General features: G+C 60.7%; 31 protein-coding genes and 1 other RNA gene. 11 read left to right on the top strand and 21 right to left on the bottom strand.

Translation table 11 applies throughout. The features are described from left to right. Nucleotides 1-67 precede the first annotated feature (67 nt). Nucleotides 68-1,459 (bottom strand): aminopeptidase P N-terminal domain-containing protein, encoded by a 1,392-nt coding sequence (locus VBE63_RS06875; protein ID WP_416274512.1) that lies wholly within the window; start codon nt 1,457-1,459, stop codon nt 68-70. Next, on the bottom strand, nt 1,460-2,035 hold the full coding sequence (locus VBE63_RS06870; protein WP_323682266.1) for a UPF0149 family protein: 576 nt from the start codon (nt 2,033-2,035) through the stop codon (nt 1,460-1,462). Nucleotides 2,036-2,305: 270 nt separating this feature from the next. On the opposite strand from VBE63_RS06870, the gene VBE63_RS06865 reads away from it, so the two are divergent. From VBE63_RS06865 to VBE63_RS06850, 4 genes are all read left to right on the top strand, one after another. After that, nucleotides 2,306-2,515, top strand: coding sequence for a TIGR02449 family protein (locus VBE63_RS06865; protein WP_323682265.1), 210 nt, complete (start codon nt 2,306-2,308; stop codon nt 2,513-2,515). Beyond that, nucleotides 2,515-2,877, top strand: a complete 363-nt coding sequence (locus VBE63_RS06860; RefSeq protein WP_323682264.1) for a cell division protein ZapA — start codon at nt 2,515-2,517, stop codon at nt 2,875-2,877. The genes VBE63_RS06865 and VBE63_RS06860 overlap by 1 nt, the downstream gene beginning before the upstream one ends. A 13-nt stretch (nt 2,878-2,890) precedes the next feature. Continuing rightward, nucleotides 2,891-3,076, top strand: a non-coding RNA gene (gene ssrS / locus VBE63_RS06855) — 6S RNA. Between the two features lie 24 nt (nt 3,077-3,100). Continuing rightward, nucleotides 3,101-3,724, top strand: a complete 624-nt coding sequence (locus VBE63_RS06850) for a 5-formyltetrahydrofolate cyclo-ligase (RefSeq protein WP_323682263.1) — start codon at nt 3,101-3,103, stop codon at nt 3,722-3,724. A 64-nt stretch (nt 3,725-3,788) separates the two neighbouring features. Here VBE63_RS06850 and ilvA read toward each other — a convergent pair whose 3' ends face one another. Next, on the bottom strand, nt 3,789-5,318 hold the full coding sequence (ilvA, locus tag VBE63_RS06845) for a threonine ammonia-lyase, biosynthetic (protein WP_323682262.1): 1,530 nt from the start codon (nt 5,316-5,318) through the stop codon (nt 3,789-3,791). Nucleotides 5,319-5,554: 236 nt separating this feature from the next. Between ilvA and rpiA the strand changes: the two genes are divergently transcribed. Further along, nucleotides 5,555-6,223 (top strand): ribose-5-phosphate isomerase RpiA, encoded by a 669-nt coding sequence (gene rpiA / locus VBE63_RS06840; RefSeq protein ID WP_323682261.1) that lies wholly within the window; start codon nt 5,555-5,557, stop codon nt 6,221-6,223. Nucleotide 6,224: 1 nt separating this feature from the next. Here the strand turns inward: rpiA and VBE63_RS06835 are convergent, their stop codons facing one another. The 15 genes from VBE63_RS06835 to dsrA form a co-directional block, all read right to left on the bottom strand. Next, a complete protein-coding gene (locus VBE63_RS06835) occupies nt 6,225-7,427 on the bottom strand; it encodes a sulfur reduction protein DsrS (protein WP_323682260.1) in 1,203 nt (400 codons plus the stop codon). 66 nt (nt 7,428-7,493) lie between these two features. Further along, on the bottom strand, nt 7,494-7,808 hold the full coding sequence (locus VBE63_RS06830; RefSeq protein ID WP_323682259.1) for an iron-sulfur cluster assembly accessory protein: 315 nt from the start codon (nt 7,806-7,808) through the stop codon (nt 7,494-7,496). 104 nt (nt 7,809-7,912) lie between these two features. After that, a complete protein-coding gene (locus VBE63_RS06825) occupies nt 7,913-9,289 on the bottom strand; it encodes a cobyrinate a,c-diamide synthase (protein WP_323682258.1) in 1,377 nt (458 codons plus the stop codon). A gap of 112 nt (nt 9,290-9,401) precedes the next feature. Then, entirely contained in the window at nt 9,402-10,634 is a 1,233-nt protein-coding gene (gene nrfD / locus VBE63_RS06820) for an NrfD/PsrC family molybdoenzyme membrane anchor subunit (RefSeq protein ID WP_323682257.1), read from the bottom strand. 72 nt (nt 10,635-10,706) lie between these two features. After that, the gene (gene dsrO / locus VBE63_RS06815) at nt 10,707-11,486 is read right to left on the bottom strand and encodes a sulfate reduction electron transfer complex DsrMKJOP subunit DsrO (RefSeq protein ID WP_323682256.1); all 780 of its coding nucleotides are present in this window, start codon (nt 11,484-11,486) and stop codon (nt 10,707-10,709) included. A gap of 30 nt (nt 11,487-11,516) precedes the next feature. Continuing rightward, nucleotides 11,517-11,984 carry a sulfur reduction protein DsrJ gene (locus tag VBE63_RS06810; protein WP_323682255.1) on the bottom strand — a complete coding sequence of 156 codons (468 nt, stop codon included), beginning with the start codon at nt 11,982-11,984 and terminating at the stop codon, nt 11,517-11,519. Nucleotides 11,985-12,012: 28 nt separating this feature from the next. Further along, nucleotides 12,013-13,974: an NAD(P)-binding protein gene (locus VBE63_RS06805; RefSeq protein ID WP_323682254.1), complete on the bottom strand. Its 1,962-nt coding sequence runs from the start codon at nt 13,972-13,974 to the stop codon at nt 12,013-12,015. A gap of 150 nt (nt 13,975-14,124) precedes the next feature. Further along, nucleotides 14,125-15,657, bottom strand: a complete 1,533-nt coding sequence (dsrK, locus tag VBE63_RS06800; protein ID WP_323682253.1) for a sulfate reduction electron transfer complex DsrMKJOP subunit DsrK — start codon at nt 15,655-15,657, stop codon at nt 14,125-14,127. Nucleotides 15,658-15,733: 76 nt separating this feature from the next. Further along, complete coding sequence (locus tag VBE63_RS06795) at nt 15,734-16,465, bottom strand: respiratory nitrate reductase subunit gamma (RefSeq protein ID WP_323682252.1); 732 nt, start codon at nt 16,463-16,465, stop codon at nt 15,734-15,736. A gap of 185 nt (nt 16,466-16,650) precedes the next feature. After that, on the bottom strand, nt 16,651-16,983 hold the full coding sequence (locus tag VBE63_RS06790; protein WP_323682251.1) for a TusE/DsrC/DsvC family sulfur relay protein: 333 nt from the start codon (nt 16,981-16,983) through the stop codon (nt 16,651-16,653). Between the two features lie 34 nt (nt 16,984-17,017). Then, complete coding sequence (gene tusB, locus VBE63_RS06785) at nt 17,018-17,326, bottom strand: sulfurtransferase complex subunit TusB (RefSeq protein ID WP_323682250.1); 309 nt, start codon at nt 17,324-17,326, stop codon at nt 17,018-17,020. A 27-nt stretch (nt 17,327-17,353) separates the two neighbouring features. Next, nucleotides 17,354-17,764 (bottom strand): sulfurtransferase complex subunit TusC, encoded by a 411-nt coding sequence (gene tusC, locus VBE63_RS06780; RefSeq protein ID WP_323682249.1) that lies wholly within the window; start codon nt 17,762-17,764, stop codon nt 17,354-17,356. 36 nt (nt 17,765-17,800) lie between these two features. Then, complete coding sequence (tusD, locus tag VBE63_RS06775) at nt 17,801-18,193, bottom strand: sulfurtransferase complex subunit TusD (protein WP_323682248.1); 393 nt, start codon at nt 18,191-18,193, stop codon at nt 17,801-17,803. 52 nt (nt 18,194-18,245) lie between these two features. Next, nucleotides 18,246-19,319, bottom strand: a complete 1,074-nt coding sequence (dsrB, locus tag VBE63_RS06770) for a dissimilatory-type sulfite reductase subunit beta (protein WP_323682247.1) — start codon at nt 19,317-19,319, stop codon at nt 18,246-18,248. A 119-nt stretch (nt 19,320-19,438) separates the two neighbouring features. Further along, the gene (dsrA, locus tag VBE63_RS06765) at nt 19,439-20,695 is read right to left on the bottom strand and encodes a dissimilatory-type sulfite reductase subunit alpha (RefSeq protein ID WP_323682246.1); all 1,257 of its coding nucleotides are present in this window, start codon (nt 20,693-20,695) and stop codon (nt 19,439-19,441) included. Between the two features lie 572 nt (nt 20,696-21,267). Between dsrA and VBE63_RS06760 the strand changes: the two genes are divergently transcribed. From VBE63_RS06760 to VBE63_RS06745, 4 genes are all read left to right on the top strand, one after another. Continuing rightward, entirely contained in the window at nt 21,268-21,459 is a 192-nt protein-coding gene (locus VBE63_RS06760; protein WP_323682245.1) for a sulfur relay protein DsrC, read from the top strand. A gap of 159 nt (nt 21,460-21,618) precedes the next feature. Then, on the top strand, nt 21,619-22,338 hold the full coding sequence (locus tag VBE63_RS06755) for a hypothetical protein (RefSeq protein ID WP_323682244.1): 720 nt from the start codon (nt 21,619-21,621) through the stop codon (nt 22,336-22,338). Between the two features lie 9 nt (nt 22,339-22,347). After that, on the top strand, nt 22,348-23,040 hold the full coding sequence (gene cas6, locus VBE63_RS06750) for a type I-MYXAN CRISPR-associated protein Cas6/Cmx6 (protein WP_323682243.1): 693 nt from the start codon (nt 22,348-22,350) through the stop codon (nt 23,038-23,040). Nucleotides 23,041-23,216: 176 nt separating this feature from the next. Continuing rightward, entirely contained in the window at nt 23,217-23,555 is a 339-nt protein-coding gene (locus VBE63_RS06745) for a TusE/DsrC/DsvC family sulfur relay protein (protein WP_323682242.1), read from the top strand. A gap of 191 nt (nt 23,556-23,746) precedes the next feature. Here the strand turns inward: VBE63_RS06745 and VBE63_RS06740 are convergent, their stop codons facing one another. Continuing rightward, nucleotides 23,747-24,016, bottom strand: a complete 270-nt coding sequence (locus VBE63_RS06740) for a DUF6489 family protein (RefSeq protein ID WP_323682241.1) — start codon at nt 24,014-24,016, stop codon at nt 23,747-23,749. A gap of 107 nt (nt 24,017-24,123) precedes the next feature. Then, a complete protein-coding gene (locus VBE63_RS06735; protein WP_323682240.1) occupies nt 24,124-24,600 on the bottom strand; it encodes a hypothetical protein in 477 nt (158 codons plus the stop codon). A gap of 63 nt (nt 24,601-24,663) precedes the next feature. On the opposite strand from VBE63_RS06735, the gene VBE63_RS06730 reads away from it, so the two are divergent. Then, nucleotides 24,664-24,981 (top strand): MTH1187 family thiamine-binding protein, encoded by a 318-nt coding sequence (locus VBE63_RS06730; RefSeq protein ID WP_323682239.1) that lies wholly within the window; start codon nt 24,664-24,666, stop codon nt 24,979-24,981. On the opposite strand, the gene VBE63_RS06725 is transcribed toward VBE63_RS06730, so the two are convergent. After that, nucleotides 24,965-25,141 (bottom strand): hypothetical protein, encoded by a 177-nt coding sequence (locus VBE63_RS06725; protein ID WP_323682238.1) that lies wholly within the window; start codon nt 25,139-25,141, stop codon nt 24,965-24,967. The two genes, VBE63_RS06730 and VBE63_RS06725, sit on opposite strands and share 17 nt — an antisense overlap. A gap of 152 nt (nt 25,142-25,293) precedes the next feature. Between VBE63_RS06725 and VBE63_RS06720 the strand changes: the two genes are divergently transcribed. Beyond that, on the top strand, nt 25,294-25,526 hold a 233-nt coding region (locus VBE63_RS06720; RefSeq protein WP_323682237.1), incomplete at its 3' end, for a hypothetical protein.

Here is a 25,526-nt window from a genome sequence, read left to right as displayed (position 1 = left end):
TGACCAACTGGCCAGTCTGGCAATGCGTTCTCTTCGTTCTGCTCGCGGCCAAGGCCCAGGCTCGACGCTAGGCGGCAGTGGCAGTGGCAGGCAGCGCCATCAGCGCCTCGATCTCATCGGGATCTGTCGGCACCTTGGCCGAGAGAACCTCCGGCTCGCGATCCGTGACGAGCAGGTCGTCCTCGATCCGAATGCCGATCCCTCGGTACTCGGCCGGCGCCTCGGCATCCGGCGCGATGTAGAGCCCAGGCTCAACGGTCAGCACCATGCCTGGCTCAAACCGACGCCAACGCCCATTCTGCTTGTACTGACCGACATCGTGCACATCCATTCCCAGCCAGTGGCCAGTCTTGTGCATGAAAAACGGCTTATAGCGCTCATCCTTGATCAGTTGTTTCAGAGCAGCGCCTTCAGCCTTGATCAGACCGAGGTCGACGAGCCCTTGAGTCAGCACCTTGAGCGCTGCCTTATGCGGCTGGTTCCAATGGTTGCCGACGCGTATCTTTGCAATCGCCGCAAGCTGGGCCTTGAGCACCAGATCGTAGAGTCGACGCTGAGCGGGGCTAAAGCGCCCATTGGCCGGGAAGGTCCGCGTAATGTCAGAGGCGTAGCCATCCAGCTCGCAGCCGGCGTCGACCAGCACCAGATCGCCATCGCGTAAGATCCCGTCATTCTTCACGTAGTGCAGCACGCAGGCATTGGCGCCGCTGCCGACAATCGGCTGATAGGCCTGGAAACGAGCGCCCTGTTCAGCACAGGCGGTTAGGAAGGTCGCCTCTAGCTGTTGTTCCGAGCTGCCCGGCTGCGCGCTCTGCATCAGGCGCTGGTGCGCCAGCGCCGAAATCTCAGCGGCACGACGCATCACCTTCAACTCAGAGGTCGACTTGATCAGCCGCCGTTCATGCAGATACTGGTCAGAGCTGACCAGTTCCGTCGGCGCGCTGATGCCCTTGCGTGCCTGCGCCCGCACTGCGCGTACCCAGCCGATCACACGTCGATCGAAGACGTCATCGAGCCCCAACGGATAGACGACTCGGCGCCGGTCGGCCAAGAACTCTGGGAGGCGCTGGTCAAGCTCCGTCATCGGGAAGGCCTGATCAGCCCCAAAGTGCTCAACCGCACCCTCGACGCCATAGCGATGTCCATCCCAGATCTCACGCTCGGGGTCCTGCGGGCGACAGAATAGGACAAAGGCACCTTCCTTGCGCTTGGGGGCCAGCACGGCGAGCGCCTCGGGCTCTGGGAACCCGGTCAGCCAGCTCAGGTCGCTGGACTGCCGAAAGGGATGATGGACATCTCGATTCCGGATCACCTCCGGCGCGGCCGGGACCAGCAGCACGGCATCCTCACCAAGCGCCTTGATCAACTCACGCCGCCGCGCTCGGAGCTCCGTTGCGCTGAAGGGGTGGTGGTGCAGACCGGCCATTCGCGCCGGTGCCTGTCGCGTCTCATTCGTCATCTAGTGCAATCCTATCCCGCCGGCTTGCCGGTCGCGTTCATCGATCAAGGCCTTGACCCTGTCCTCGCGGATCAACATGGCTGCTACGCGGAGAAATTCGACGATCTCCGTCAGAGCCTCTTCATCGGCCTCTTCATCAGCATGGCCTTCGGCAACCGCATCGAGATCCATCCGTGTGAGCTCGACCAGATCGTCGAACGCTTCACCGGCCTGACCGAACAACTGATCACGCCCTAAGCCACCCAGTACCAGACCGAAGAGTAACCCTCGCACCCAGTCCAGCGCCGCAGTTGCACGCTCGACTAGCGGCCGATCCTCAGATGGCAAGAACACATCAAAACTGACCGAGGGCGGCTCAATGGATGCTTGCGTCCAAGCCGCAAGTTGATCGAGCGCATCAAGATCCGCGTCAGGCTCCACCGACAACTGCGCCTGCCAACGCTCAATGGGATCGGGCAGGTGCAGCGCTAACAGACCACAGAGCATTCCCTGCGCCTCCGCCGGGCTCGGCGCTAGCTCAACACCCGCCAGTAAGCGAGAGAGTCTGTCGTAATCTGGGGCGGCAGTAGACACCATGGGCTAATCCTGATCATCATTCGGGCTCACAACGGTACAAGATCCAGCTTGAGAGCTCGCTCGGTTGTCATCAAAATGGCAGCCTCAGTGGAGGCATGGCGGCCTCAGTGGAAGCGATTGTTGCAGATGGAGCGGAGTCCGAACTTTTGCATGGACAACGCTGATCGACAACCCTGATCGATAACGGCTGTTAGCGATATCGACGTCATGGTTTGACCCAACCTTGGCCGCCTTCTATAGTCTCGACAAGCTTTTCCTCTGGAGCTCGGCATGGCCGACTTCGATATCAACCTGCTAGAGCAACATGTCGACTCGCTGATTCGCAAGTGCGAGCAGCTGCGCGAGGAAAACGCTTCCCTGCGAGCGAGTCAAGAACACCTGGTTACCGAGCGGGCCGAGCTGATCGAGAAGACCGAGCTGGCCCGCAGCCGAATCGAGGCCATGGTCGCACGTCTTAAGGCGATGGAGGAGCAATTGTAATGAACCCATCCGATGATGGCCGGACGATGCCCGTCACGATCCGCATCCTGGACAAAGAATACCGGATCGCCTGCGGGCCCGAAGAGCACCACGGCTTGATCGATTCCGCCCGGCTGCTCGATCAGCGCATGCGCGAGGTCCGCCAGAACGGCCGCATCATCGGCGCCGATCGCATCGCCGTGATGGCGGCACTCAACCTGGTTTACGAGCTGTTGCGCGAGCGCGATGAGATCAGCGAGCAGCGCGACCGGCTGCAGCATCTCCAGGAACGCTTGTCGCAGGCCATTGAACCCAAACATCGCAGCGAGGTTTCCCAGCCAGCGGAGCCAACCGGGCTAGACGCTGCGAACGATAAGGTATAGTCTCGATCTCAGACATCTCCTACAGTGTACGGCAGCGGCCTGGGTATTTTCTTGAGCCTAATTCGTACCCCGGGAGCGCCAAGAATCGGGCCGTTGTGCATGTCCGCCGCGAGCGGAAAGCCTGAAGCTAGATGTGGCGTTCCCACTTGAACCCTCAGGTTCAAGAACGAAGGACTGCACCGGCACAGGTGGGAGGTGTCTCTCCTTTCACTGCTAGACCCGCATGACTGATCCCCTGCTCCGTCGACGCTTGCGTCGCGCGCGGCGCGCGCTGACTCAGCCTGAACAGCGCGAGCACGCCGAAGCCGTTTGCCAGCGCCTGATCAGTAGCGGCCTGCTGCATGCCGCGCGGCGCATTGCCTTCTACCTCCCGCTGCATGGCGAGCTCAATCCAATGCCAATCCGCGAGCGGCTTCCAGGCCGTCGGCGTTGGTACCTACCGGTGTTGCGCCAACATGCCCCCGGCCGACTCTGGTTTGTGCGCTTCGATGCCCAATCAAGGCTGCAGCGCAACCGCTTCGGCATCCTTGAGCCGGTTGTCCATCAGCGTCGTATCGTCCCGCCTCAGGGCCTTAATCTGATCCTAGTCCCGCTGGTTGGATTTGATGCCGAGTGCCACCGGATCGGGATGGGCGCGGGGTTCTACGATCGCAGCCTCGCGTTCCTGGGCAGTCGCCAGCACTGGCAACGGCCACGGCTGATTGGTCTCGCCCATGAATGCCAACGGGTTGAAGCTATCGAGCCCGAGCCCTGGGACCGTCCAATGGATGCCATCGTCACCGAGCAGGCGCTTTATCGCCGAGCAATCCAATCGCCGGACGAGATAGGCCGGGCCCTCTGGTCTTGATGTACTCGCCAGCCCGGTTGATCAGGGCGCCTGATGAGACCGCACCGGCGCTTGGCCGGATCAGTCAGGCGCCACGCTCAATGCCGGCAAACAACCGATAGGCGGGGTTCTCGCTCTCGTCCCAGAATGGATACCCCAAGCTGGTCAGCTGCTCAATGAACTCCGGCACCTCGGCCTCAGCCACCTGTAGCCCCATCAGCACCCGTCCATAGGCGGCGCCATGATTGCGATAATGGAACAGGCTGATGTTCCAACGCCGCCCAAGCCCGGTGAGAAAGTTCAGCAGCGCCCCGGGCCGCTCGGGAAACTCAAAACGGACCAGGCGTTCATCGCAGACCCCGGGCGCGTGCCCACCGACCATGAAGCGAATATGCAGCTTCGCGGTCTCGTTGTCACTCATGTCGGTGACGGTGAAGCCCTTCTTCTCGATGCGCTCGAGCATTTCATGACGCTCTGCGAGACCGCCGCCCAGCTCGACGCCAACGAATACCACGGCCTGATGCTGATCCGCGTAGCGGTAATTGAACTCGGTGATCTGCCGCTTGCCAAGCGCCTTGCAAAAGGCCAGGAAGCTACCAGGGCGCTCCGGGATCTCGACGGCGAACAAGGCCTCGCGGCGCTCGCCCAGCTCGGCCCGCTCGGCGACATGGCGCAGCCGATCAAAGTTGATGTTGGCACCACTCTCGATCGCTACCAGTGAGGCATCGCGCACGCCACTGCGCTCGACATAGGCCTTGAGCCCAGCGACCGCGAGCGCACCAGCCGGCTCAGCGATACCCCGGGTATCATCGTAAATATCCTTGATCGCGGCGCAGATGGCATCGGTACTGACCAACACCACCTCATCAACCGTCTCGCGGGCGATGCGGAAAGTCTCCTGTCCGATCTGCCGGACTGCCACCCCATCGGCGAACAGGCCAACCTCAGGCAGCACCACGCGCTCATCGGCGGCCAGGGCTGCATGCAGGGTCGGCGCATCCTCAGGCTCGACACCGATCACCCTCACCTCGGGATAGATCGCCTTCACATAGGCCGAGATCCCAGCAATGAGTCCACCACCACCGACCGGTACGAAGATGGCATGCGGCGGCTCTGGAAGCTGGCGCAGGATCTCCATGCCGATGGTGCCTTGGCCGGCGATGACATCTGGATCATCAAAGGGGTGTAAGAAGGTCAGGTTGCGCTCAGCGGCCAGTTCCATCGCGTGTGCATAGGCCTCATCGAACGAATCGCCATGCAGCACCGCCTTGGCGCCCCAGTTGCGCACCGCATCGACCTTGATGCCGGGCGTCGTCTTCGGCATCACGATCACCGCCTGTACCCCGAGATGCGAGGCGCCCATCGACACGCCCTGCGCATGATTGCCCGCCGAGGCCGCGATCACGCCCTGCTCGAGCGCGGCTGCCGGCAGATGCCGAAGCTTGTTGTAGGCGCCACGCAGCTTGAATGAGAACACCGGCTGCAGATCCTCGCGCTTCAGCAGGACCTGGTTGCCGACACGCCGCGACAGGCCTTTGGCGAGGGTGAGCGGGGACTCGATGGCGATGTCGTAGACGCGAGCCTTGAGAATGCGCTCGATGTAGGCGTTCAGCATGACGATTACCGTGAAACAAGCGCGTCATCGTCCCGGGGCGACGCGCCATCTGCGTTAGAGCGGCACGTAGAGAGACGCAGTCGCCGCGTAAGGGCCCAGGCAAAACACCTCAGGATACGACAGATGAGGCCGAAAGGCTTTTGATATACTTCCTGTCTTACAGCAAACCGCTGCCAGCGCCGCGGATTTAACCGCCTGCAAACGCTGACTCACCACATCGTTTTCGAGGATTGACCATGGACTCTGCACAACACCAGGACGCATTAAAGAAACAAGCGGCAGAGGCTGCACTGAGCCATGTTGAGGGTGGCATCATCGGCGTCGGCACCGGCTCGACGGTCAATCATTTCATCGATTATCTCGCCACCATCAAGGGCAAGATCGATGGCGCCGTCTCCAGCTCCGAGGCCTCAAGCCAGCGGCTGAAGGCGCACGGCATCCCAGTGCTCGACCTCAACGCCACCGGCGGCCTGTCGCTCTATGTCGATGGCGCGGACGAGTCGAACAAGGCGCTGCAGCTGATCAAGGGCGGCGGCGGCGCGCTGACGCGCGAAAAGATCGTTGCCGCTGCCAGCGAGCGCTTTGTCTGTATTGCTGACGAGAGCAAGCTGGTGCCGGTGCTGGGCGCCTTCCCGCTGCCGGTTGAGGTCATCCCGATGGCCCGCAGCTATGTCGCCCGCGAGCTGGCCAAGCTCGGCGGCAACCCGGTCTGGCGCGAGGGTTTCACCACCGACAACGGCAACCTGATCCTAGACGTCAACGGCCTACAGATCATGGAGCCGATGAAGCTCGAGCAACAGATCAACAACATCGCCGGTGTGGTCACCGTCGGCATCTTTGCGCTGCGGCCTGCCGATGTGTTGATCCTGGGCTCTACCGAAGGACCACGGACGCTCACCGCCTAACCTAACCAAGCAGTTGCGAAATTTGTGCCTGGAGCGGATCGATCGCCGGCGTGAGCTTGCGACGCATCAGGCTGCCGAGGGTGGTTGGGTCGGGCAGTAGTGGGCGAATGAGCCCGTAACCAGCACCTGAGAGCACGCGCATCGCAGCGAGGTCCGGTGCGACCATCGGAAGCCGATCGAGGATGCGCCGCGCCTGTTCCGTGGTTGGTACTGGCCCAGCCTCATCAGGCTTAGACCTCTCGATCGCGCCATCTGGGATGCCCCCTAAGGTGCTTACTGGAACGCGACCGCCAAGCCCAGCAAAGGCCTCGCCATCGGCCAGCAAGGCCTCAATGACCAGATTCGGATCACCCTCCGGTCGCAGCGCGGCAAAGTAGCCGCGCAGCAGGTCGAAGCCAGCGCTGACGATCTCCTGATTCGGTGGCTTGGCCAACACCGCCGAGAGGGTCTTGAGAAAGCGCTGCCCACCGGCACTGGTGACGCGGACCAAGAGCCCGGCCAGGGCGTTTCCAGCGCTGAGTTCATCGGCCAGCGCTGCCGCGATCGCGTCGGCATCGGCCCGCGGCTGTAGCTGCTCCGGCAGGTCATCGGGCCGCGCGCGCAGAAAGCCGACCAGATAGGCCTGCTTGCGCGTCGACTTCTGCCATAGCTCAAGAATCTTCTCATCACTCAGAAGACCCGGCTGCAGCACCAGCCGGACCGACTCCATCATCGTCTCGTGATCGGTCTCAAACGGCAGGTACTCGACCAGATAATCAGCCAGCACCGGCCCCATCTCACTTGCGACGATGGTCGGGTTGCGTAACATGCGACGCGCATTCTCGGCATCCTCCATCGCCCACCAGGCGCGGCGTGCCAGCTCCGGGGTGAGACCAGGCGAGCCAACCGCCGCTACCACGGCCTCTGATTCGCCGAGCATCAACAACTGCTCAAGGCTTTGATCGCGCATCTGCCCCATCCGCGTCCAGCGCCGCAGATAGACAGGATAGCCACCGGGCGAGCCCAGGATGTAACCTGAGATCAGCTCTTTGACCGCACGCAGATAAGCCTCCAAGGCCGCCCCGCTCGGATTCAGCGCCACCTTGGCCTCACCGCGCTCAGAAAGGCCATAGACGATGAGGCGTGATTCGTCGATCCGAATCGCCTGCGGTCGACTCGCCAACAGCACGTTAAGCCTTAGCTGATCCTCGCTCGACAGTTCCATCGGCCAGTCTCTTGTGAGCCCCTAGTGGTGACGCTGGTGTTGGCGCGAGCCACTTCGAGACCGCGCTCAGGCATCCGCGGGCGGCTGATAGTTGGGGTCTTTCGGATTCATGAAGATGAAATGCGGCTTGCCTGGCTCGATCTCGACGAAGTCCATCACCGTCTGGTCCAGTAACGGCACATCTTCAGGTGTCATCACCAGGTCCACGCCCTCGCTCTGAAAGCGGATGTCTTCTTCAGTAGGAGCGTCGAAGCCCATGCGATAGTCGATGCTGCCATCGGCTTGCTGGGTCGCCGCGAGACGCAGGGACATGCCCTCGGTTCCAGCCTCTTTTGCCGCCTTCAAGACTTGTTCAGCAGCTGCCATCGTCAGTTTGAACATAACCTTCATCCTATCTCGTTGCCAAGGCCCCTGGCATCGCTCGGACCGCGGGACCTCGTCTGACTCGAGCCTGCTTTAGGTTCGCGCTGCAGCGGCAGCGCTTGCTAAAGCACCGACCTGACGCGATCGACGAAGCGCCGCGTCCAATTGACTCCACCAACATCGCGCAGATGCGCATAACTCGCCAGCAGATTCTGTTGAATGATACCGTCATGCTGACCATCGATGCCGCTGCCGCGCAGCACATCGAAGGCGAAGCGCCAGTCGGCGCGCGGCGCAACGATGGCGGAATGATGGAATTCATGCGCACAGATCTCGCGGACATCCACCGGCGCGCGCGGCCAGGGGAAGGCATCCGTCTCACGCAGACGCACATAGCCACGGCCCTGAGGACGCGGGTGCATCGCGACCTCGGCATTCAATACCCCGCACATCTGGCGCGACTCCCTCCCCCAATGCAGTTGCTCACAGAGGTACATGAGTCCGCCGCATTCCGCATAGGCAACACCGCCATCGGCGATAAAGGCTGCAATCGACTGGCGCATGGTTCGGTTCGCCTCCAGCTCTTGCATCCGTGATTCAGGAAACCCGCCGCCAAGGATCAGCCCATCGACCGCCGGCAAGCTCGCATCAGCAAGCGGACTGAACGGCACCAACTCAGCCCCAGCACGCTGCAAACCCGCCAGGTCATCTGGATAATAGAACCCAAACACCTCATCCCGCGCGATACCGATGCGCACAGGACTACCGGCCTGCTGCTGCAGTGGAGGCTGCGGTCGCCGGCAATCAAGGGCCGGCGCCTGCTCAGCAATAGCCAGAACCCGATCGACATCGACCGATGCGGTGACCGCGCGACGAATCGACTCGATCGTTGCCTCCACCGCCGGCGCCTCGTTACTCGGGATTAGGCCGAGATGACGCTCCTCAATCGCCACCGTCGCGTCACGGGCGACCGCCCCCAATAGAGGCAGATCCGTGTAATGCTCGATCGCACGCCGCAAGTTGGTCTCATGACGGGTACCGCCGACCTTGTTCAGGATCACCCCGCTGATCTTAAGATCGGGATCGAAGGCCTGGTAGCCAAGCAGCAGCGGCACGATGCCGCGCCCCATCCCCTGCGCATTGATCACAAGCAGCACCGGTGCGCACAGCAACTTTGCGAGCTCCGCATTCGAGCCGGCGCCATCGACGCTGGGGCTGTCGAACAGGCCGACATTACCCTCAACCACCCCAATGGTTGAGGCCTCGAGCAGACGGCAAAAATCGGCTTGGATTTCTTCGACCGCCATGGTGTGGTAGTCGAGATTGTGGCAAGTCCGGCCTCCAGAGGCGCGCGCCAGCCACAGTGGATCGATGTAGTCAGGCCCCTTCTTGAACGGCTGCACATGCTGGCCGCGCCGCGCGAACTCGCGCATGAGACCGATGCTCAGCGTCGTCTTTCCGGACGACTTCTGCGTTGCCGCGAGATAGAGATGCGCCATCGCTGGTCAGTGCCCCAACCCGAATCGACCGCTCGCGAGCGGGGCCAAGAAAACCCCTGTCATGGCGCTGGCGGGTACAGAACTCGGTACCCGCGATCGGTCACGACCAGGCTCAAGCTGGCGAGCGGACGCTCGCATGCGGATCAACGTCACGATCGGCCAGTGACTCGGGCAGGAACTGCAAGACACGTACACCAACGGCCGTGATCAAGAGCGCAATGGCGACACCACCCAGCCCCAGCAATAGCTCAGGAAAACTGGGGGAATAGGGTGCAACCTGACCGCCGATATCCCCAGGGGCGCCGAACTCGACGACGGTATGTCCTGGGAACATCTCCTGTGGATAGGCCTGGCTGCCAATAATGATCACATACATGGCTGCGAGCCCGCCCAGGATGACCAGACCACAGGCGGCGGTAATCCATTCACGCCGTTGACTCATTTCGGGGTGATACAGAATACCGAGCGGTAACAAGCCACCGATCAAGATCCAACCAACCCAGAACAACCCGGTATAGAGACCGCCATTGATCAGCAGGAAGGCCTCGATATCGGAGTTCTTAGCACCGTAGAGCTTGGTGAGATGGTAGATCAGCGTGAAGTACAGCACCGACGCCACGAACAGGCCAAGCAGATTTTTCAGCCGCTTGAGCATTGCTGGGCCAATCGGTCGCCCATCGGCATCGAAGGTGAAGAACAACACCAACATATAGATCGCAAGCCCGTAGGCGAATGACATCACCACAAACATTGGTGCCAAGATCGCTGTATCGTAAGCCTCGCGTCCCACCAAAAAGCCGAAGATCGAGCCAGTACCCGTGGTCAGCGCCAGGCGCCAGAGGAAGGCGAAGGTACCCACCGGCTTCTGCAGGAAGTTGCCCTTGCGCTCGGCCATGGTCCAGAGATAAGCAATCACGATCGCGGCGAACCCAGAGTACAGGAAGATATTCCAGGCGAAGATCGAGCTAAAGTTATAGCTGGTCATGGCGACCAACAGGCGATCTGGGCGCCCGAGGTCAAGCACTAGCACCAGCAGACCGCCGACCAGCAGGGCCACTGCCAACAACCCCGACAAACGGCCAAGTGGCTTATAGACCTTCTTATCGAAGACGGTCCCGATCGAGGCGATGTTCAAGGCCCCGGAGGCGGCGATGATCAAGAACACCGCAAACACATGCGGCGTACCCCAAACCACAGAGTTGGTCATCCCGGTGACCCAGTGGCCATGGTGCTCCATATAGAGTGCCGACAGACCGCCGATCGCGACCACCGTGGTAAGGATTGCAAGTAAGCCCCAATAGCGCTGAGGCTGGACTAGCCATTCCCGATAGACAATTCTTTTCATACTGACTTCTCTAACGTGGTGCGATGGCGCCAACAGCCTGGGCGGCAATCAGGGGGTCTGAACACGCGATGTTCAGATGCCGGCGTAGCGCACACCAGTATTCAGGCCCAGGTCCTGGCGGATCTGACGGTTCGGTGTTTGAGCCAAGGCCTGGCGCAAAGGTCCAGTCGGATCTTTGAGGTCGCCAAAGACGATCGCCTGATGCCCTTCCGCCGAACAGGCCTCCGCACATGCGGTGGATAGATCGCCAGCATCTAGTCGATGGGCGCACAAATGACAGCTCTCGACGCAGCCTTTACCTCGCGGCGCCCGCGTCAGCTTATGATCCACATGCTCATGGATGAATGACCGCGCCTTGTAGGGACAGGCCATCATGCAATAACGGCAGCCGATACAGGTGTGGCGATCGACCATGACGATGCCATCTGCACGCTTAAACGAAGCCCCAGTCGGGCAAACGTCGACGCAGGGTGGATGCTCGCAGTGCTGGCACATGAGCGGGAGATTGGTCACGCGACCGGTCAGGTTGTCCTGCAGCTTGACCTTGCGAATCCAAACGGCGCGCTGATTTTCCCATTTAAGCTCGTCTTGACCCTGCGGCTTCGCCTGCAAGTTCAAGCCGTTTTCGGTATCACAGGCATCGACACAAGCCGTGCATCCGTCAGCGCACTTGCTGGTATCAACCAAAAGGCCCCAGCGGTGTACATCGGTGACAGGATCGGTGCGCGCGGCCGCATTGGCCACAGGAGTATGCAAGAACACGCCTGGTGCGACCGCTGCGGCGGACACTCCAGCAGCAGCGCCGAGAAAATCCCGGCGGCTTTGGTTCATCGATTCGGTTTCATGCTTCATCGTCACGATTGCCTCGCCTCGCTGAATGCCTTATCGCTCGGCGGCCATGGGTTCCGTTGATGCGGACTCGGTCAAATGCGCGTGCGCCGCAGCAACTTCGTGGTTCCAGGCTTCGCCTCTGGGAACGGTTGCATGGCAGTCGAAGCAGTTCATCTCGACCGACGCATACGCATGGCAGCTTCGGCAGAATTGCCCCTCGGCATTGATCTCGACAGGAGAGCCTGAGTCGTCATAACCGACGTGACATGAAACGCAGCCCGAAATACCGTGATCAGAGCCACGGATACCACCGTAGACGGTCTCGTCGCGTTGGTGGCGGATCAGCTCGAAATGATTGCGCCGCATGTACTCGGTCGGCTCGACGCAGTTCTCCAGCCCTGCCGCCTTTGAGCTTGGCAGCACGAAGTCCCCGACCTCCTCGGCATGGGCTGCCGACCCTACCCCGAGGACGGCAGCCAGTAGCGCGAGGAGGACGCCTTTGGTCATGATCGTTGCCATCGACGTCTCCTGCCCTGTTGCGGATTGCTTATTCACCGAGGCCCATCTTGATGTAGCCGGTCGGACAGACATCAGCACAGATGTGGCAACCGATGCACTTGTCGTAGTCGGTATCGACATAGCGGCCGGTGGTGCTCTCAGACTTGTTGACCCGGAACACGGCATCCTGCGGACAGAAGATGACGCAGTTGTCGCACTCAAAGCACATGCCGCAGCTCATGCAGCGCTTGGCCTCATTAACGGCATCCTCCTCGGAGTAGCCGATGACGCGCTCCTTGAAGTGGCCGAGCACCTCTTCAGAACTGGGCACCTCTTCGCGGCGCAGTACACGCGGGGTATAGGGAAAATGACCAAGGTAAAGCTCATCGTGCGGGATGACCTCAGCACCAGAGCGATCCTCGTAGTTGTGGATCGCATACTTGGCACTCGAGGTACCGCGCAGATCACTGCTGCCGTCGACCTTGAACTGCTCTGGCGCCAGCTTCGCCTCGTTGAGCTTAGCGAGTAGGTCGAAGTGATGGACGTCGACCTTCGGACGGCGCTTGTGCTCCGCCTTATTGACATATTCATCGATCGACTCGACAGCGATCCAGGCCTGGCCGATCGCTGTGGTCAGCAAATGCGGACGAATGATGTCGCCAGCGACAAAATGGCCGGGCTTATCGGGCACCTGGTAGAACTTGTCACTGTTCATCAGACCACGGCCATTGTCGAGGTCTTCGAGACCGGTCAGCTCACCGCCCTGACCAATGGCCGCAACGATGAGGTCAGCATCGAGCACCCGCTCGGTGCCTTCCACCGGCGAAGGGCGGCCATCCTTCATCTCGCAGTCGGCGACCTTGAGCCCGATTGCACGACCCTCGGCATTCTTGATCACCTCGACCGGCATCACACCGTCGAGTACGGTGACGCCTTCATGCAGGGCGTCGTGAACCTCGTGCTCGGAAGCGGTCATCTTGTCGCGGGTGAACAGCGAGGTGAGGGTCACCTCAGCGCCCTCAGCAGCCGCCGTCATCGCGGTGTCATGCGCGACGTAGCCATCGTGGATGACGGTCTCGGGCAGATCACTCTTGCCGCTCTTGGTGATATGCCCAAGGCGACGCGCCACCGAAACAACGTCGATCGAGGTATCACCACCTCCGACACAGACCACCTTCTCGGCAGTCACCTTCATGCGGCCCTCGTTGAAGGCCTTCAGGAAGGCGACACCCGAGACGCAGTTCGGGGTGCCTTCCCAACCGGGGACCGGCAGGCCGCGGCCCGATTGACAACCGATGGACCAGAGGATGGCGTCGTAGTCCTTCTCGAGCTGGTCGACGCTGACATCGACACCGACCTTGACCCCCATCTTCAGCTCGATCTGGCCCATGTCGAGGATGCGGTTGATCTCGGCATCGAGCGCATCACGCGGCACGCGATAGCCCGGGATGCCGTAGCGGAACATGCCGCCAAGCTCCTTGTTCGCCTCGAAGATCGTCGCCGCATGGCCTTTGCGACGCAGCTGGTAGGCCGCGGCCAGTCCAGCCGGCCCGCCACCGATGATGGCCACCCGCTTGCCGGTATCAACCGGCGCCGGCTCGAACTTGTAGCCATTGGCGGTGGCGGTATCACCGATGAACTGCTCGACGGCATTGATGCCGACGAAGTCCTCGACCTCGTTTCGGTTGCAACCGTCCTGACAGGGGGCCGGGCAAACACGGCCCATCATCGACGGGAAGGGATTCGCATCGGTGGAGCGACGGAAGGCATATTCCTGCCAGGTCATGCCTTCCGGTGGCTGCTCGAGGCCGCGCACGATCTGCAGCCAGCCGCGGATGTCCTCGCCCGATGGACAGCTCCCCTGACAAGGCGGCGTCTTGTGCACATAGGTGGGGCACTTATGAGACGTATCCTGAACAAAGATTTGCTCGGTCAGGTTGTCCCAAACATTGTCGCCATCCTCAAAGCGGCGCCAGGAAAGCTTGGTCATTTCGTCAGTGGAAGTTGCCATCGATAACGCTCCTAACAAGAGTCGAAGTCGAGCTGAGGCTCTTGGTTGATCAGCTCTTGGATGATCACCTGCTCTGGATGCATGCGTCGCACCCGAAGCTCGTATTAGCTACAGTCTCAATGCATTAGCAGGGTCATGGTCGATTCCTGCTCAGGCCGCCTCATCGGCAACCTCGTCTTCGTCGTCGGTCTCTTCGCCGGTCAAGACCAACGCGTTTGAAACCAATTGATGGACGCTCACGATCTGGTCCAGATCCATCCCGTAATAAGGCAACACCTTGGTGAATTGGCTCTTACAGATGGCGCAGATCGCCGCCATGTGGGTCACGCCTTTCTCCTGCATGACGTTGTTCAAGGCCTCCACACGCGGCTGGGCGCCCTTGACGCGGATCTCCATCAGGTCGTCGGTCAGCAAGCCGCCACCACCACCGCAGCAGAAGGTGCGATCGCGGATGGTCTCCTCGTCCATATCGTAGAAGTTGTTGCAGGTCGCGCGGATGATGGCGCGCGGGATATCGAATTGGCCACCGGGCCGGTCACCCATGCGCGAGGCGCGCGCCACATTGCAGGAGTCATGGTAGGTCAGCACCATGTCATCGTTGCGGCTCTTATCGAGATTCAACTTGCCTTCTTGAATCAGCCCATAAGTGAACTCGCAGATGTGCTGCGGCACCGGATAACGCGGATCAAGGAAGTCCCAGGGGCCAGCCAACGTATTCAGGAAACTATAGGCCACGCGCCAAGCATGCCCACACTCACCAAAGACGATGCGCTTGACCTTGAGCTTCAACGCCGCCTCGCGAATACGCAGTGCCACCCGGCGCATGTTCTCGTAGGAACCGATAAACATGCCAAAGTTAGCGGCCTCTGACGCATGGCTGCTCAGGGTCCAGCTGACGCCGGCTTCGTGGAAGACCTTGCCATAGCCGATTAGGCCATCGACATGCGGCTCGGCGAAGAAGTCCGCCGAGGGTGTGACCAGCAGGATCTCGGCGCCTTCCTGGTCCAGCGGATACTTGACCTCAACGCCGGTCTCGTCAAAGACATCTTCTTCCAGGCCCTCGAGGGTATCGGCCAAGGCTGGCCCTGGCAGACCCAGATTGTTACCGATCTTGTAGACCTTACCGATGATCTCGTTGCAGTACTTCTGGCCAACACCGATGTGATCCATGATCTCGCGCGCCGCCATTGAGATCTCAGCGGTATCGATCCCATAGGGACAGAACACCGAACAGCGTCGACATTGCGAGCACTGGTGGAAATAGCTGTACCAATCGCCAAGCACCTCTTCAGTCAGATCCTCGGCACCGACCAATTTGGGGAAAAACCGACCCGCGAGGGTGAAATGGCGACGATAGACCTTGCGCATCAGGTCTTGGCGACCGACGGGCATGTTTTTCGGGTCGTGGGTGCCCAAATAATAATGGCACTTATCGGTGCATGAACCGCATTTGACGCAAGAGTCCAGATAGACTCGCAGCGAGCGATAGCGGCCGAGCAGATCGCCCATCTTGTCGATCGCTTTGGTCTGCCAGTCGTCGACGAGCTCGCCTGGAAACCCCAACTCAGCCTGAAATTGTGGCTTGGATTTGAACGGGCTCGAGTGCGCCATGACGCCCGGCTCGATCTCCGGGATCTCTGGGTACTGCTTGAGTACGGGGACTTGGAAGTCGGCCTTCGCCATGATTCAACCTCGTTTCGAAACGTCGCCAGCCAGGGTCGCAGTGATCAAAGCGCCAGAGCGACAGAGCCTGAGCTACTCAGTCCTGTTCTAGGCGCTTGGCCCAGGGCGCGATATGCCGCTGCTCGCGAGGATTGTCGACCTGATTTCGCGATGGGCTGAAAAAGAGGCCGGGCGCGTGCAGCAGCTTGCTATACGGGAAGATGATCATCAGCAGCGCTACGAGCAGCAGATGCAATAACAGCACGGGATCAGCCGGCAAGGTGTAGACCTGACCCGAGTACAGACCTTGAAAGAATTGCTTCACCCGCATGATGTCGGTGTGCAGCACAAAACGCATCAAGAGCCCGGAAAGTCCGATCGTGATCAGGAGCACTAAGATCAGGTGATCGGAAAGCGCAGTGATGTAGCGAACCCGATCGACCAGGAAGCGGCGAGCCCAAAGCCCAGCCAGACCAATCACCATCGCGATACCGCCATAGATACCGAAAGGCTGGATCATCTCAATCGGCAGCGGCACCGGATCAAAGAAATAGCGAAGATGGCGCAAGGTGACCAAGAAGAGGCCAAAATGAAACATCCAGCCAAAGATCCAGGTCCACTTGCTACCGCGAAACAGGCTCTCGAAGAACACCACTTCGCGCGTGATGCGCAGCGCAACCCCGGTCTTGGTGGTCGGCGCTGGGGTGGTCGGGATCTTCAGCGGGGCGGGTGTGCGCGCATATTGGATGACCTTATTGGCCAACCCGGCGACCAGCACAAAGGCCGCGAAGTAAAACAGACCGGCGTAAACATCCGACAGAAACGACATGTTTCCGCTACCTCAGTGGCGTTGGCCCAATGGCGTCTGCCCTGATCGAGCAGCCCAACAGGTGCGCGATCTCGAGCGTGTTATCAGTGTCGACAGCCTCGAGAGGCTGTCGACAGCCTGCTCGGACTTCAGAGAGCCCGAGTGACTGGCCGGCGAAACCGCCCGGCCAAGTCGAGCAGCGTTGTTTAGACGCAGCCGGTCGGTTTCGGCAGACCCGCGTAACGGCAAGCCTGCTTGGCTGGACCATAGGGGAACAGGCCATAGAGGTACTTACTGTTGCCTTTGTCCTTGCCAAATTTCTTACCAACGGCCTTGGTCAGCACGCGCACGGCAGGAGCAATCTGGTACTCCTCGTAGTACTCGCGCAGGTAGTTGATGATGTCCCAATGCTCGTCGGTGAGCTCAAGATCATCTTCCTTCGACATCACCGTGGCGACGCCCGGCTCCCAGTCATTGATGTTGGCCAGGTAGCCTTCTTCGTCGGTCTCGAACGTCTTACCATCTACTTCGATTGGCATCGATACTCTCCTAAACAGGTGGGAAAGGGAAAAACTACAACCAGGCCTGAACCTTGTCGTGCTCCGCGGCAAGGTCCACGAAGCCGGCATAGTCTACGACGCTGATTCCAGGGATGACGCGCTCCTCTGACAAGCCGCGAGCTTGAAGATCAGGCCCCAAGGCATAAACCTTGACAGCATCGAGGGCGCCTTTGACCTGGCTTTCAACGCTCGTCTGCGTCAGTGCCGCATAAACGCCGTCCTCAATCAACAAGACAGCAGCGCCAGCACTCGCATGATCGAGGCAGGCCGCAAGCGACGTCTTCTCGAACGGCGATTTGTTAACGGTGTGCAATGTGCTCATCGTGTTCCTCGGATGTTCGCTCGATCGTTAGAAGCTGAAGACGACGTCAGCGCCGTCCATGATAGCCGCCATCTCGGCGCGCGTGACGATCTGAATCGAATCCCTTTCGGCCCAGTCATCGTCTTCGTCTTCCCAGGTCAGGTGCTGGAGATCGCCCAGCGAGAGACCACGCTCTTCGAGCGACTCTTTCTCGACAAAGACCTTCTTGACCTCATAGTCGCCGAGTGCCGCATAGGTCGGCGAAAAATTCTTCATGCCAACCGCCGCGGTGTTTTGCCCCTTGGTCAGTTGGAACACGCCATCGTCAACGAAGGCAAGGCTGACATCCTGATCGAAGGCCGCTCCGATCAGCACGACCTCGAGCGACTCCCAAGCATAGATGGTGCCGTAGGGCGCCTTGCGATTCAGATACAAAAATTGCTTGATGGTTTCGGACATGGTGGGTACCCCTGGTTTCTGTTTCCGGACAGATGATCAGTCGCCAAAGACGACCAGCCGGTCAGCCTGGATCGCCGCTTCGACCAGCTGACCAAGGCCGGAGATACGAAACCGGGGGTCGATATTGGTGGCATCCTTGCCGTTGCGCTGTGCCTCACCCTCATCGACCACGCCGCGCCGCTGGGCGGCGGCGACGCAGACGACCATATCGAGGTCATGTTGTTCGGCAAGCTCAGCCCAGCGGGCGACAACATTGCGATCATCCTGAGGCGGCGTCGTCAGCCGCGTCGAGTTGTTGACGCCGTCGTGGTAGAAGAAGACACGAAAAATCTCGTGTCCCTTCTCAAGGGCGGCCTTGGCGAAGAAATACGCCGTATCGGCAGCCTGGTGCTGGTAGGGTCCTTCATTGACCTGAATTGCGAACTTCATTGCGACCTCGCTGGTGTGGGCTCCGGTTTCCGCTGCTAATCAGAGCCGCTGATCAGAAGCGGATATAGGAAGAGGCGTTGAAGCTGGCACGTGAGCCGCGCCAGGTATCGATGTGGTACTTGGTGAACGGCAGCTCGACCTCTTCGAAGAAGCGCGGCCAGCCGATCCGCTCGATCCACTCATTGACCCGCTCCCAATCACGCGCGCCTTCCTTATAAGCCTTGAGGATACGCTTGACGATCGCGGTCGCCTCGGGCCAGCGTGGCGGATTGTTCGGGATGCCAGCCGCGACCAGCTTCTGGAAGGTTGGTTTGCCACGGGCGTTGGAGTGGTTGCCACCGACCCAGATCGCCAGCTTAGAGTGCTCGGCATCGTTGATCTGCATCGGCGGGCAGGGCGGATAGCAGGCGCCGCAGCAGATGCACTTGCGCTCATCGACCTCGAGCGAAGGCTTGCCGTTGACCATGGCTGGACGGATCGCGGCAACCGGGCAGCGTGCCACCACCGACGGGCGCTCGCAGACGTTCGCGACCAGATCATGGTTGATCTTTGGCGGCTTGGTGTGCTGGATATTGATCGCGATATCACCCTGACCGCCGCAGTTGATCTGGCAGCAGCTCGTGGTGATATGCACCCGATTCGGCATGGTCGCGTTGCGGAACTCGTCGATGAGCTCGTCCATCATCGACTTCACCACGCCCGATGCGTCGGTGCCCGGAATATCGCAGTGCAGCCAACCCTGAGTGTGCGAGATCATCGCCACGGTGTTCTGGGTACCGCCAACGATGAATCCAGCCTCTTCAAGGGCCTGTATCAGCGGTGCAACGCGTGACTCTTCGGTCACCATGTACTCGATGTTCGAGCGCAGGGTGAAATGCACATAACCGTCGGCGAGCTCGTCGCCAATATCGCACAGCTTGCGCAGCGTGAAGACGTCAAGGATACGCTGGGTGCCGGCACGCACGGTCCAGATCTCGTCGCCACTGTAAGCGACGTGGCGCAGCACACCCGGCCGGGGATGCTCGTGATACTTCCACTGACCGAAGTTCTTCCGCATCGTCGGGTGCATGTACTGCCAAGGGTCGGGGCAGCCAGACTCGATGGGCTCGCGCATGTCTTTGGCCATCGGCAACTCTCCAGTAAATCAGTAAACAGTTAGGTGCTGATCAAATTCGGTGCGGCAAACGTTGGCGCAGATCCAGCCTTGCTGTGCGCCAACGTTCGCGGCTGAGCCTCTACAGGCGTTTAGCCCGCGGCCTTCTCGGCCTGGCGCTCGAACCACTGCTCCGCGGCCTCGTCCCAGCCATCCATGCGGACATAGGAACTCTGACGCGGATGGCTCAGCATGTTCGGATCAGGCTCGATGCCGATGCCGTCGAGGAAGTTCGCCAGACCGATACGCTCGATCATCTCACCGCAGCGCTCGTGCTCGAGGCCGTTCTCGGCCCAGAAGTCGATGATGTTCTCAGCCATCTCGACCATCTCTTCGTAGTCTTCCTCGGTGTCGAGCTTGCGGAAGGGCACGATCACGGTGCCCATCAGATCGCCGATCTTCAGGGTGCGCTTACCGCCGATGAGGATGGTCACGCCCTTGTCGTCGCCGGGATGCAGCGCCTTCGGCATCACGTTCAAGCAGTGCATGCAGCGCACACAGTCACGATTATTGACCGCCAGGGTGTCGTCGTCATTCAGCGACAGCGCCTGCGTCGGGCAGCGGGTGATGACGTTATCGATGATGTACTGGCGACCCTTGGCCTTGACGTAAGCTTTAACCTCGTCCTGGTCAACCTTCATGTCGTCGCGCCAAGTACCGAGAACGGCGAAGTCCGAGCGCTCGATGGCATTCTGGCAGTCATTCGCGCAGCCAGAGACCTTGAACTTGAACTTGTAGGGCAGCGCCGGGCGATGCACGTCGTCAACGAAGTTGTTGACCAGCGCGCGGTGGGCCTTCAGCTCGTTGGTGCACGACATCTCGCAGCGGGCGGCGCCGACGCAGGACATCGCGGTGCGCACGCAGGGACCAGCACCGCCGAGATCCCAACCGTATTCGTTGATCTCGTCGAAGAAGTGCTGGGTCGACTCGGTGTCGGCGCCGATAAACATGATATTGCCGGTCTGGCCGTGGAAGGTGACCAGGCCTGAGCCGTGCTTCTCCCAGCTATCAGCCAGCTGACGCAGCATTGCCGTGCTGTAGTGATTACCAGCAGGCGGCTGAACGCGCAGGGTATGGAATTCGCGAGACTTCGGGAACGCCTTACCGACCTCGGAAAAGCGCGGGATGATGCCGCCGCCGTAGCCGTACACCGAGACGGTGCCGCCCTTCCAGTAGCCCTTGCGGGTCTCGTAGGAGTGCTCGAGCTGGCCGAGCAGGTCGTTGGTCAGCGCATTGATGCGCTCGTCAGGATGCTCGTCGCGGAGACGCTTGATACCCGAGATGAAGCTCGGCCAGGGGCCGTCTTCAAGTTGATCGAGCATCGGAGTTTGGTGCTTGTCGAGGGCCATGTCGCTATCTCTCCTATCGAGAAACGTCGTGGTAAGACACAGAACGAATTCAGATTCTTTCGCGGCGCCGTGTGCCACGGAGCTGCACTATACGGGGCGGCGGGCCTCGCCGAAAACCGCACCTTAGGGGGGTAGACCCTCCCCCGTCTATCCCCTTAGGGATAGTTGACAGCCGCACTTTTTCTCTTTTGCGATCAGCCACCTAGAGCGCCATCGCAGCCGTCGTCACTGGGGCGCAGAGCATAAGCGTCAAGCCGCCCTCTGTCAACATATCCTAATATTCCAATGGCTTATTTTGAGCCAAGCTCGACCTGCCACCGAGCGGTGTCGAGCGGCCTTCGCAGGCTGAAACCATCCGCGCGCCTGCGAGACGCAGGGCCGACGCACCGCGACCAAAGGCGCCGTCGTCTGGCCAGCCGCGGCTTTGCTGCCGCAAGGCTTGAGTTGTTTTTGCCCGCTCTCGGCTTTACCTGCTCGAAACGAGAAAGACCACCTCGGCGACCAGGCATCGAGCCCGATGCGTGGCGACCGCGGGCCCGTCGGTGCACTTCAGTCAGAGAGGCTCATCACACATGCTCATGCTCAGCGACATCCTCGTCTCCAATAAAGAGCTCGAGAGCTTCGAGGAACTAGTTTCGGCGATCCAGGATGTAGCGCGTCAGGGCGAGCGCTTCTTTCGCATCGATGTGAAGCCGCCCTTCTCCGACACGCCCGATGACTGGGAAGATCGACTCGAGGCTGCATTCAGCGGTCTGGTGCGCTAGCTCAGCCGCGCACTACAAACCCGCCGGCTAGGGGCGTCGTGCATCCACCGCCCCTGGAGGGAAGGCCTGATCGCGCTCAAGGCCGGCTGAGCCGTCGTCACGGAGTGAGCCATACATTCAACGAGGACAGCGCCGTACGCGGCGACAAGAGCAGTTGTCATGAATCATTTCGACATCACGCGGACCCATCTCCAGGATACCGCCGCCGACTCCATCACCAACCGCGCCGCCGAAGAGGCGGCGTTGGAATCTCACCTGCTGGCGCTTGAGGAGCAGTATTCCACCCTGCAGCGCATCGGCGCCAACCGCCAGCAGTTGGCCGAGCTTCAATTACAGCAGGCACGCACCCTCGTCGGGCTAGACCGCGGCGAAGAGGCGTGGCCGTTGGGCCGCGAGGCCTTCGATGCCTTCATCGATGCAGAGGCCTTCGAGTCGGCGGCCGACTGTTGCGACGTCCTGTTTCGCGCCGAGCAGGAGCAATCGCTGAGCGCCCTGGGCCAAGGCATCTGGCTCGCCGTCACCTACCCCATCGATGTCGAGCTCTCGATCGAGCTGCTGTCGCACGTCGTCGACGAGACCCCCGATGATGCCGATGGCGCCGCCGTCGCTGCGACAACCGCCCTCTTCCTCGCCGATATGCGCGCCGATGGGGCGCTGCACGAGAACCTGACCTTTTTCACTTCGCAGATCCTAGCCGACGTCGCCCGGCGCCACAGTGGCGTCGAGTCCCAAGAGGCGTTCGACCTCTGGCGTGACCGGCTCGAGCTTCGCGAGCCCGAGAAGTTCCTGGTCAGGCTGCGCAATGTGGTCGACGTGCTCGTACAAGACGAGTGGTGGTTTGATCGCGACTCCCTTCAGGGCAAGCTTCCCGTCAACTGAGACCCACCGATGTTTTGGCAAGAATCCGATCCGGAGATCCATCCCAAGGTACCCAACGACGTCGTCGACGTCATGTTTCCCCTGCAGCACTGTAAATCCCTGCCGGTCGACCATGCGCAGGCGCTGGCAAACGCCGTCCTCGGCGCCGTACCCTGGCTCGCCGAGGAGCCGCAAGCGGCGATCCATACGATCCATGTGGCAGGCTCGCAAAATGGCTGGGAACGCCCCTCGCGCGATGGCGAGCAGCAGCTGCTGCCATCACGCCGGACCAAACTCGGCATCCGTATTCCGCGTGCCCGGCTTGATGCGCTGAAGGCCGCGCTCGAAGGCAGCACCCTCGAGGTCAAGGGCTCGAGTTTCAGCCTTGGTCCGGCGAAGGAGCGGCCGCTCAGTGCGGAAAAGACCCTGTTCGCGCGCTACGTTGTCGCCCATGCCGACGAAGACGAGGATCAGTTCTTACGGCGAGTTGTCAGCGAGCTCGCGCAGCGAGGCATCAAGATCCGCAAGGCCCTCTGCGGCAAGACCCTCTCCCTCAACACGGCAACAGGCCCTGTGGTCACGCGCAGCCTCATGCTGGCCGAGCTCAGTCTCGACGACGCCATCGCACTACAACAACAGGGCATCGGCGATCACCAGACCCTGGGTTGTGGGATCTTCCTCCCGCACAAGGGCATCGAAGCCGTCGGCCAGGCCGCTCGCTGACCAGCACCACCGGCTAGCGGGCGCACAGAGGTGACGCCTCTACAACAATTGACTAATATTCAGGGGTTTTCAAATGCGAGCGTCGGATCACCTCTCCGGCCGCGCGCTGATAACGGTTAACCCTAGACCGCCTGCCAACAGAACGGCGGCACTTAACGACGAGAGGAGCATTCGCAATGACGATTGAAGTGAATGGTAAGCGCATCGAAACCACCGAGTCCGGGTTCCTGGTCAACCCGCTGGACTGGGATGAAGATGTCGCCAAAGCGCTAGCTGACATCGAGGGGGTCGAGCTGACCGAACGTCACTGGGACGTCATCAACTACCTGCGCGACGAGTATCTGAACAACAACCAAAATCAACCCATGGAACGGGCATTGCTCAAAGACATGGGCAAAAAGTGGGGCAGCAAGCCGAGTAGCAAGGAGGTCTATCAGCTGTTCCCGCTAGCGCCCACCAAGCAGGGCACCAAGATTGCCGGCCTACCCGAGGTTCACCGCAAGGGCGGTTATTGATCGTCCTCCGGTGGCGCTCAAAACGGAAAGATGTTGACGGACCTTTTTAACCGAACGCCTTGACGATAAAGCCGACTATCAGTCGGCTTTTTTGCGCTGTCATGGCCTCGCAGCAGGGTCGCCATTCAGGCTGTCGCCGCATCCTGCCACTGCATGCGCATGGCTACGCGGGTATCGTTGCCTGCCCCCGCTCAGTCGCCGCCAGAGCCCGACGTCTGCGTTTTAGCCGCCCCAGCCGCCCCCAGGCTAGCAGCGAACAACCGCTGCATCATATCCATACTCGCGAGACTGGTTTTCAGATAGGGCTGCATCAGCTCCATCGGGTCATAACCCTCAACCCCCCGTTCGATTCGGGCTTGAATGTCGTCCAGCATCCGCTGCTGCAACGCCTCAAGATCGGGCAACCCCATCAGCTTACGAAGTTCGGCGGGCGTCATTTCGACGTCGACATGGAATTTCATGGTGTTCATCCTCCAGCGGCATTGTTAGCGGCGAAGACCTGTCAAAACAGACATCTCAAAACAGCGCTTGGACCGCCAACCTCCCTCGCGAGGAAGGCCCAGGGCGGTCAGTGTCGACTCGAGCGCGGCGGCAACTCAGGTCGCATCGGCTCCTCGATCACCAGACCGCGACGCGCCCGACGGCCAAGTAAGACGCAGGCGCGCTCAAAGGCGCTTTCGGCGGCCGCTGCCGTCCACTCCCAGTCAAGCGGCGGCGCCGTCGAACGCAGCTGCCAATGACCAATGGTCAGCACCGAACCCACCCGAACCTCAAGCGTCCAATCATGCCAGGTCGCGGTCTGATCTTGCTCATCGAGCATCTCTTGCTCAACCAGCCGGATGCTCTTGTCGCCGGTATCATCCATCGCCAGAATCTGCGACAGGATGGCATCTTCGTCGATACAGCTCTCCCAGCCCGTATGCACCGCGGAGGCCGTCTCCATCAGCGCATGCACAAGCAACTCGGGGGTCAGTTTAAAGTTTAGCGGGCTGTCCCAGTCGGGATCAGCACCGAGTTCAAAGTCAGTGGTTTGGATTCTAGTCATCGATCAGTCAGCATGGCAAAGGGAAGGCCATCACTCACTTAGCTTAACCCCGGAGGCACGCCGATGTCTGTTCTCGTCGACTTCAGCATCTTCCCAGTCGGCCAGGCCGAGCACTTAAGCCCTTATGTTGCCTCAGTGGTCGAGTTGATCGCAGGCAGCGATTTCGATTACCAGTTGACGGCAATGGGCACCCTGTTCGAGACCGAGACGATGGGAGAGGCCCTCGCCCTGATCGAGCGCGCGCAGGCCCTGCTGGCCGCCGCCGGCTGCAAGCGCGTCTATGCCACGGTCAAGTTGGATATTCGCGAAGGCCCAACGGGACGCCTCGCACAAAAGACGGCGAGCGTTGAGGCGCGGCTCGGTCTTAGGGTTGGGCACTAAACTTGTCAGTCGCCCGTAAAACGGCAGTCACCACGCCAATCCGTTGCTCGGCTTGCGCAGGGAACCGCAGCGGTGCCATCTCGGCGTTTGCTGGCTGGAGTCGCAACCCGCGGGCCTCGACCTGCTCCTCGGTCATCAAGTCGCCGCTGACAGTAGTCATCCTTGGGACTCGCGCTAACCATTTGAGCAATCATATCGACGGTCGAGACCATCACCTTCCATGTTCTCGGACAGGCTTCTTGCATGCCTGACCAGACAGGCATTGTCGCACGCCTTTGGTTCAATGGCCGAAACCCGCCACGGAGACGAACCATGCCGAGCCGCACACGCAGCCCACGACCCGCATCCAAAACCTCATCTTCATCCAAATCCTCAGCCACATCCCCACGCCAACAACCGCCAACGCCCCGCACCGGGCGCCTGACCTTCTGGCGCAAGGATCTCGACGCCCTCCCTGCCGCAGAGCGCCGACTGGCGCGGTTTGCCTTCGAACTGCGCAGCCTGCTCGGGACGCAAGGCTCCGGATTCTCACGCCGGGTCGAGAG

Source organism: Lamprobacter sp. (genome assembly GCF_034860625.1).
Classification (GTDB): domain Bacteria; phylum Pseudomonadota; class Gammaproteobacteria; order Chromatiales; family Chromatiaceae; genus Lamprobacter.
This window is presented reverse-complemented; position numbering and strand designations above follow the sequence as displayed.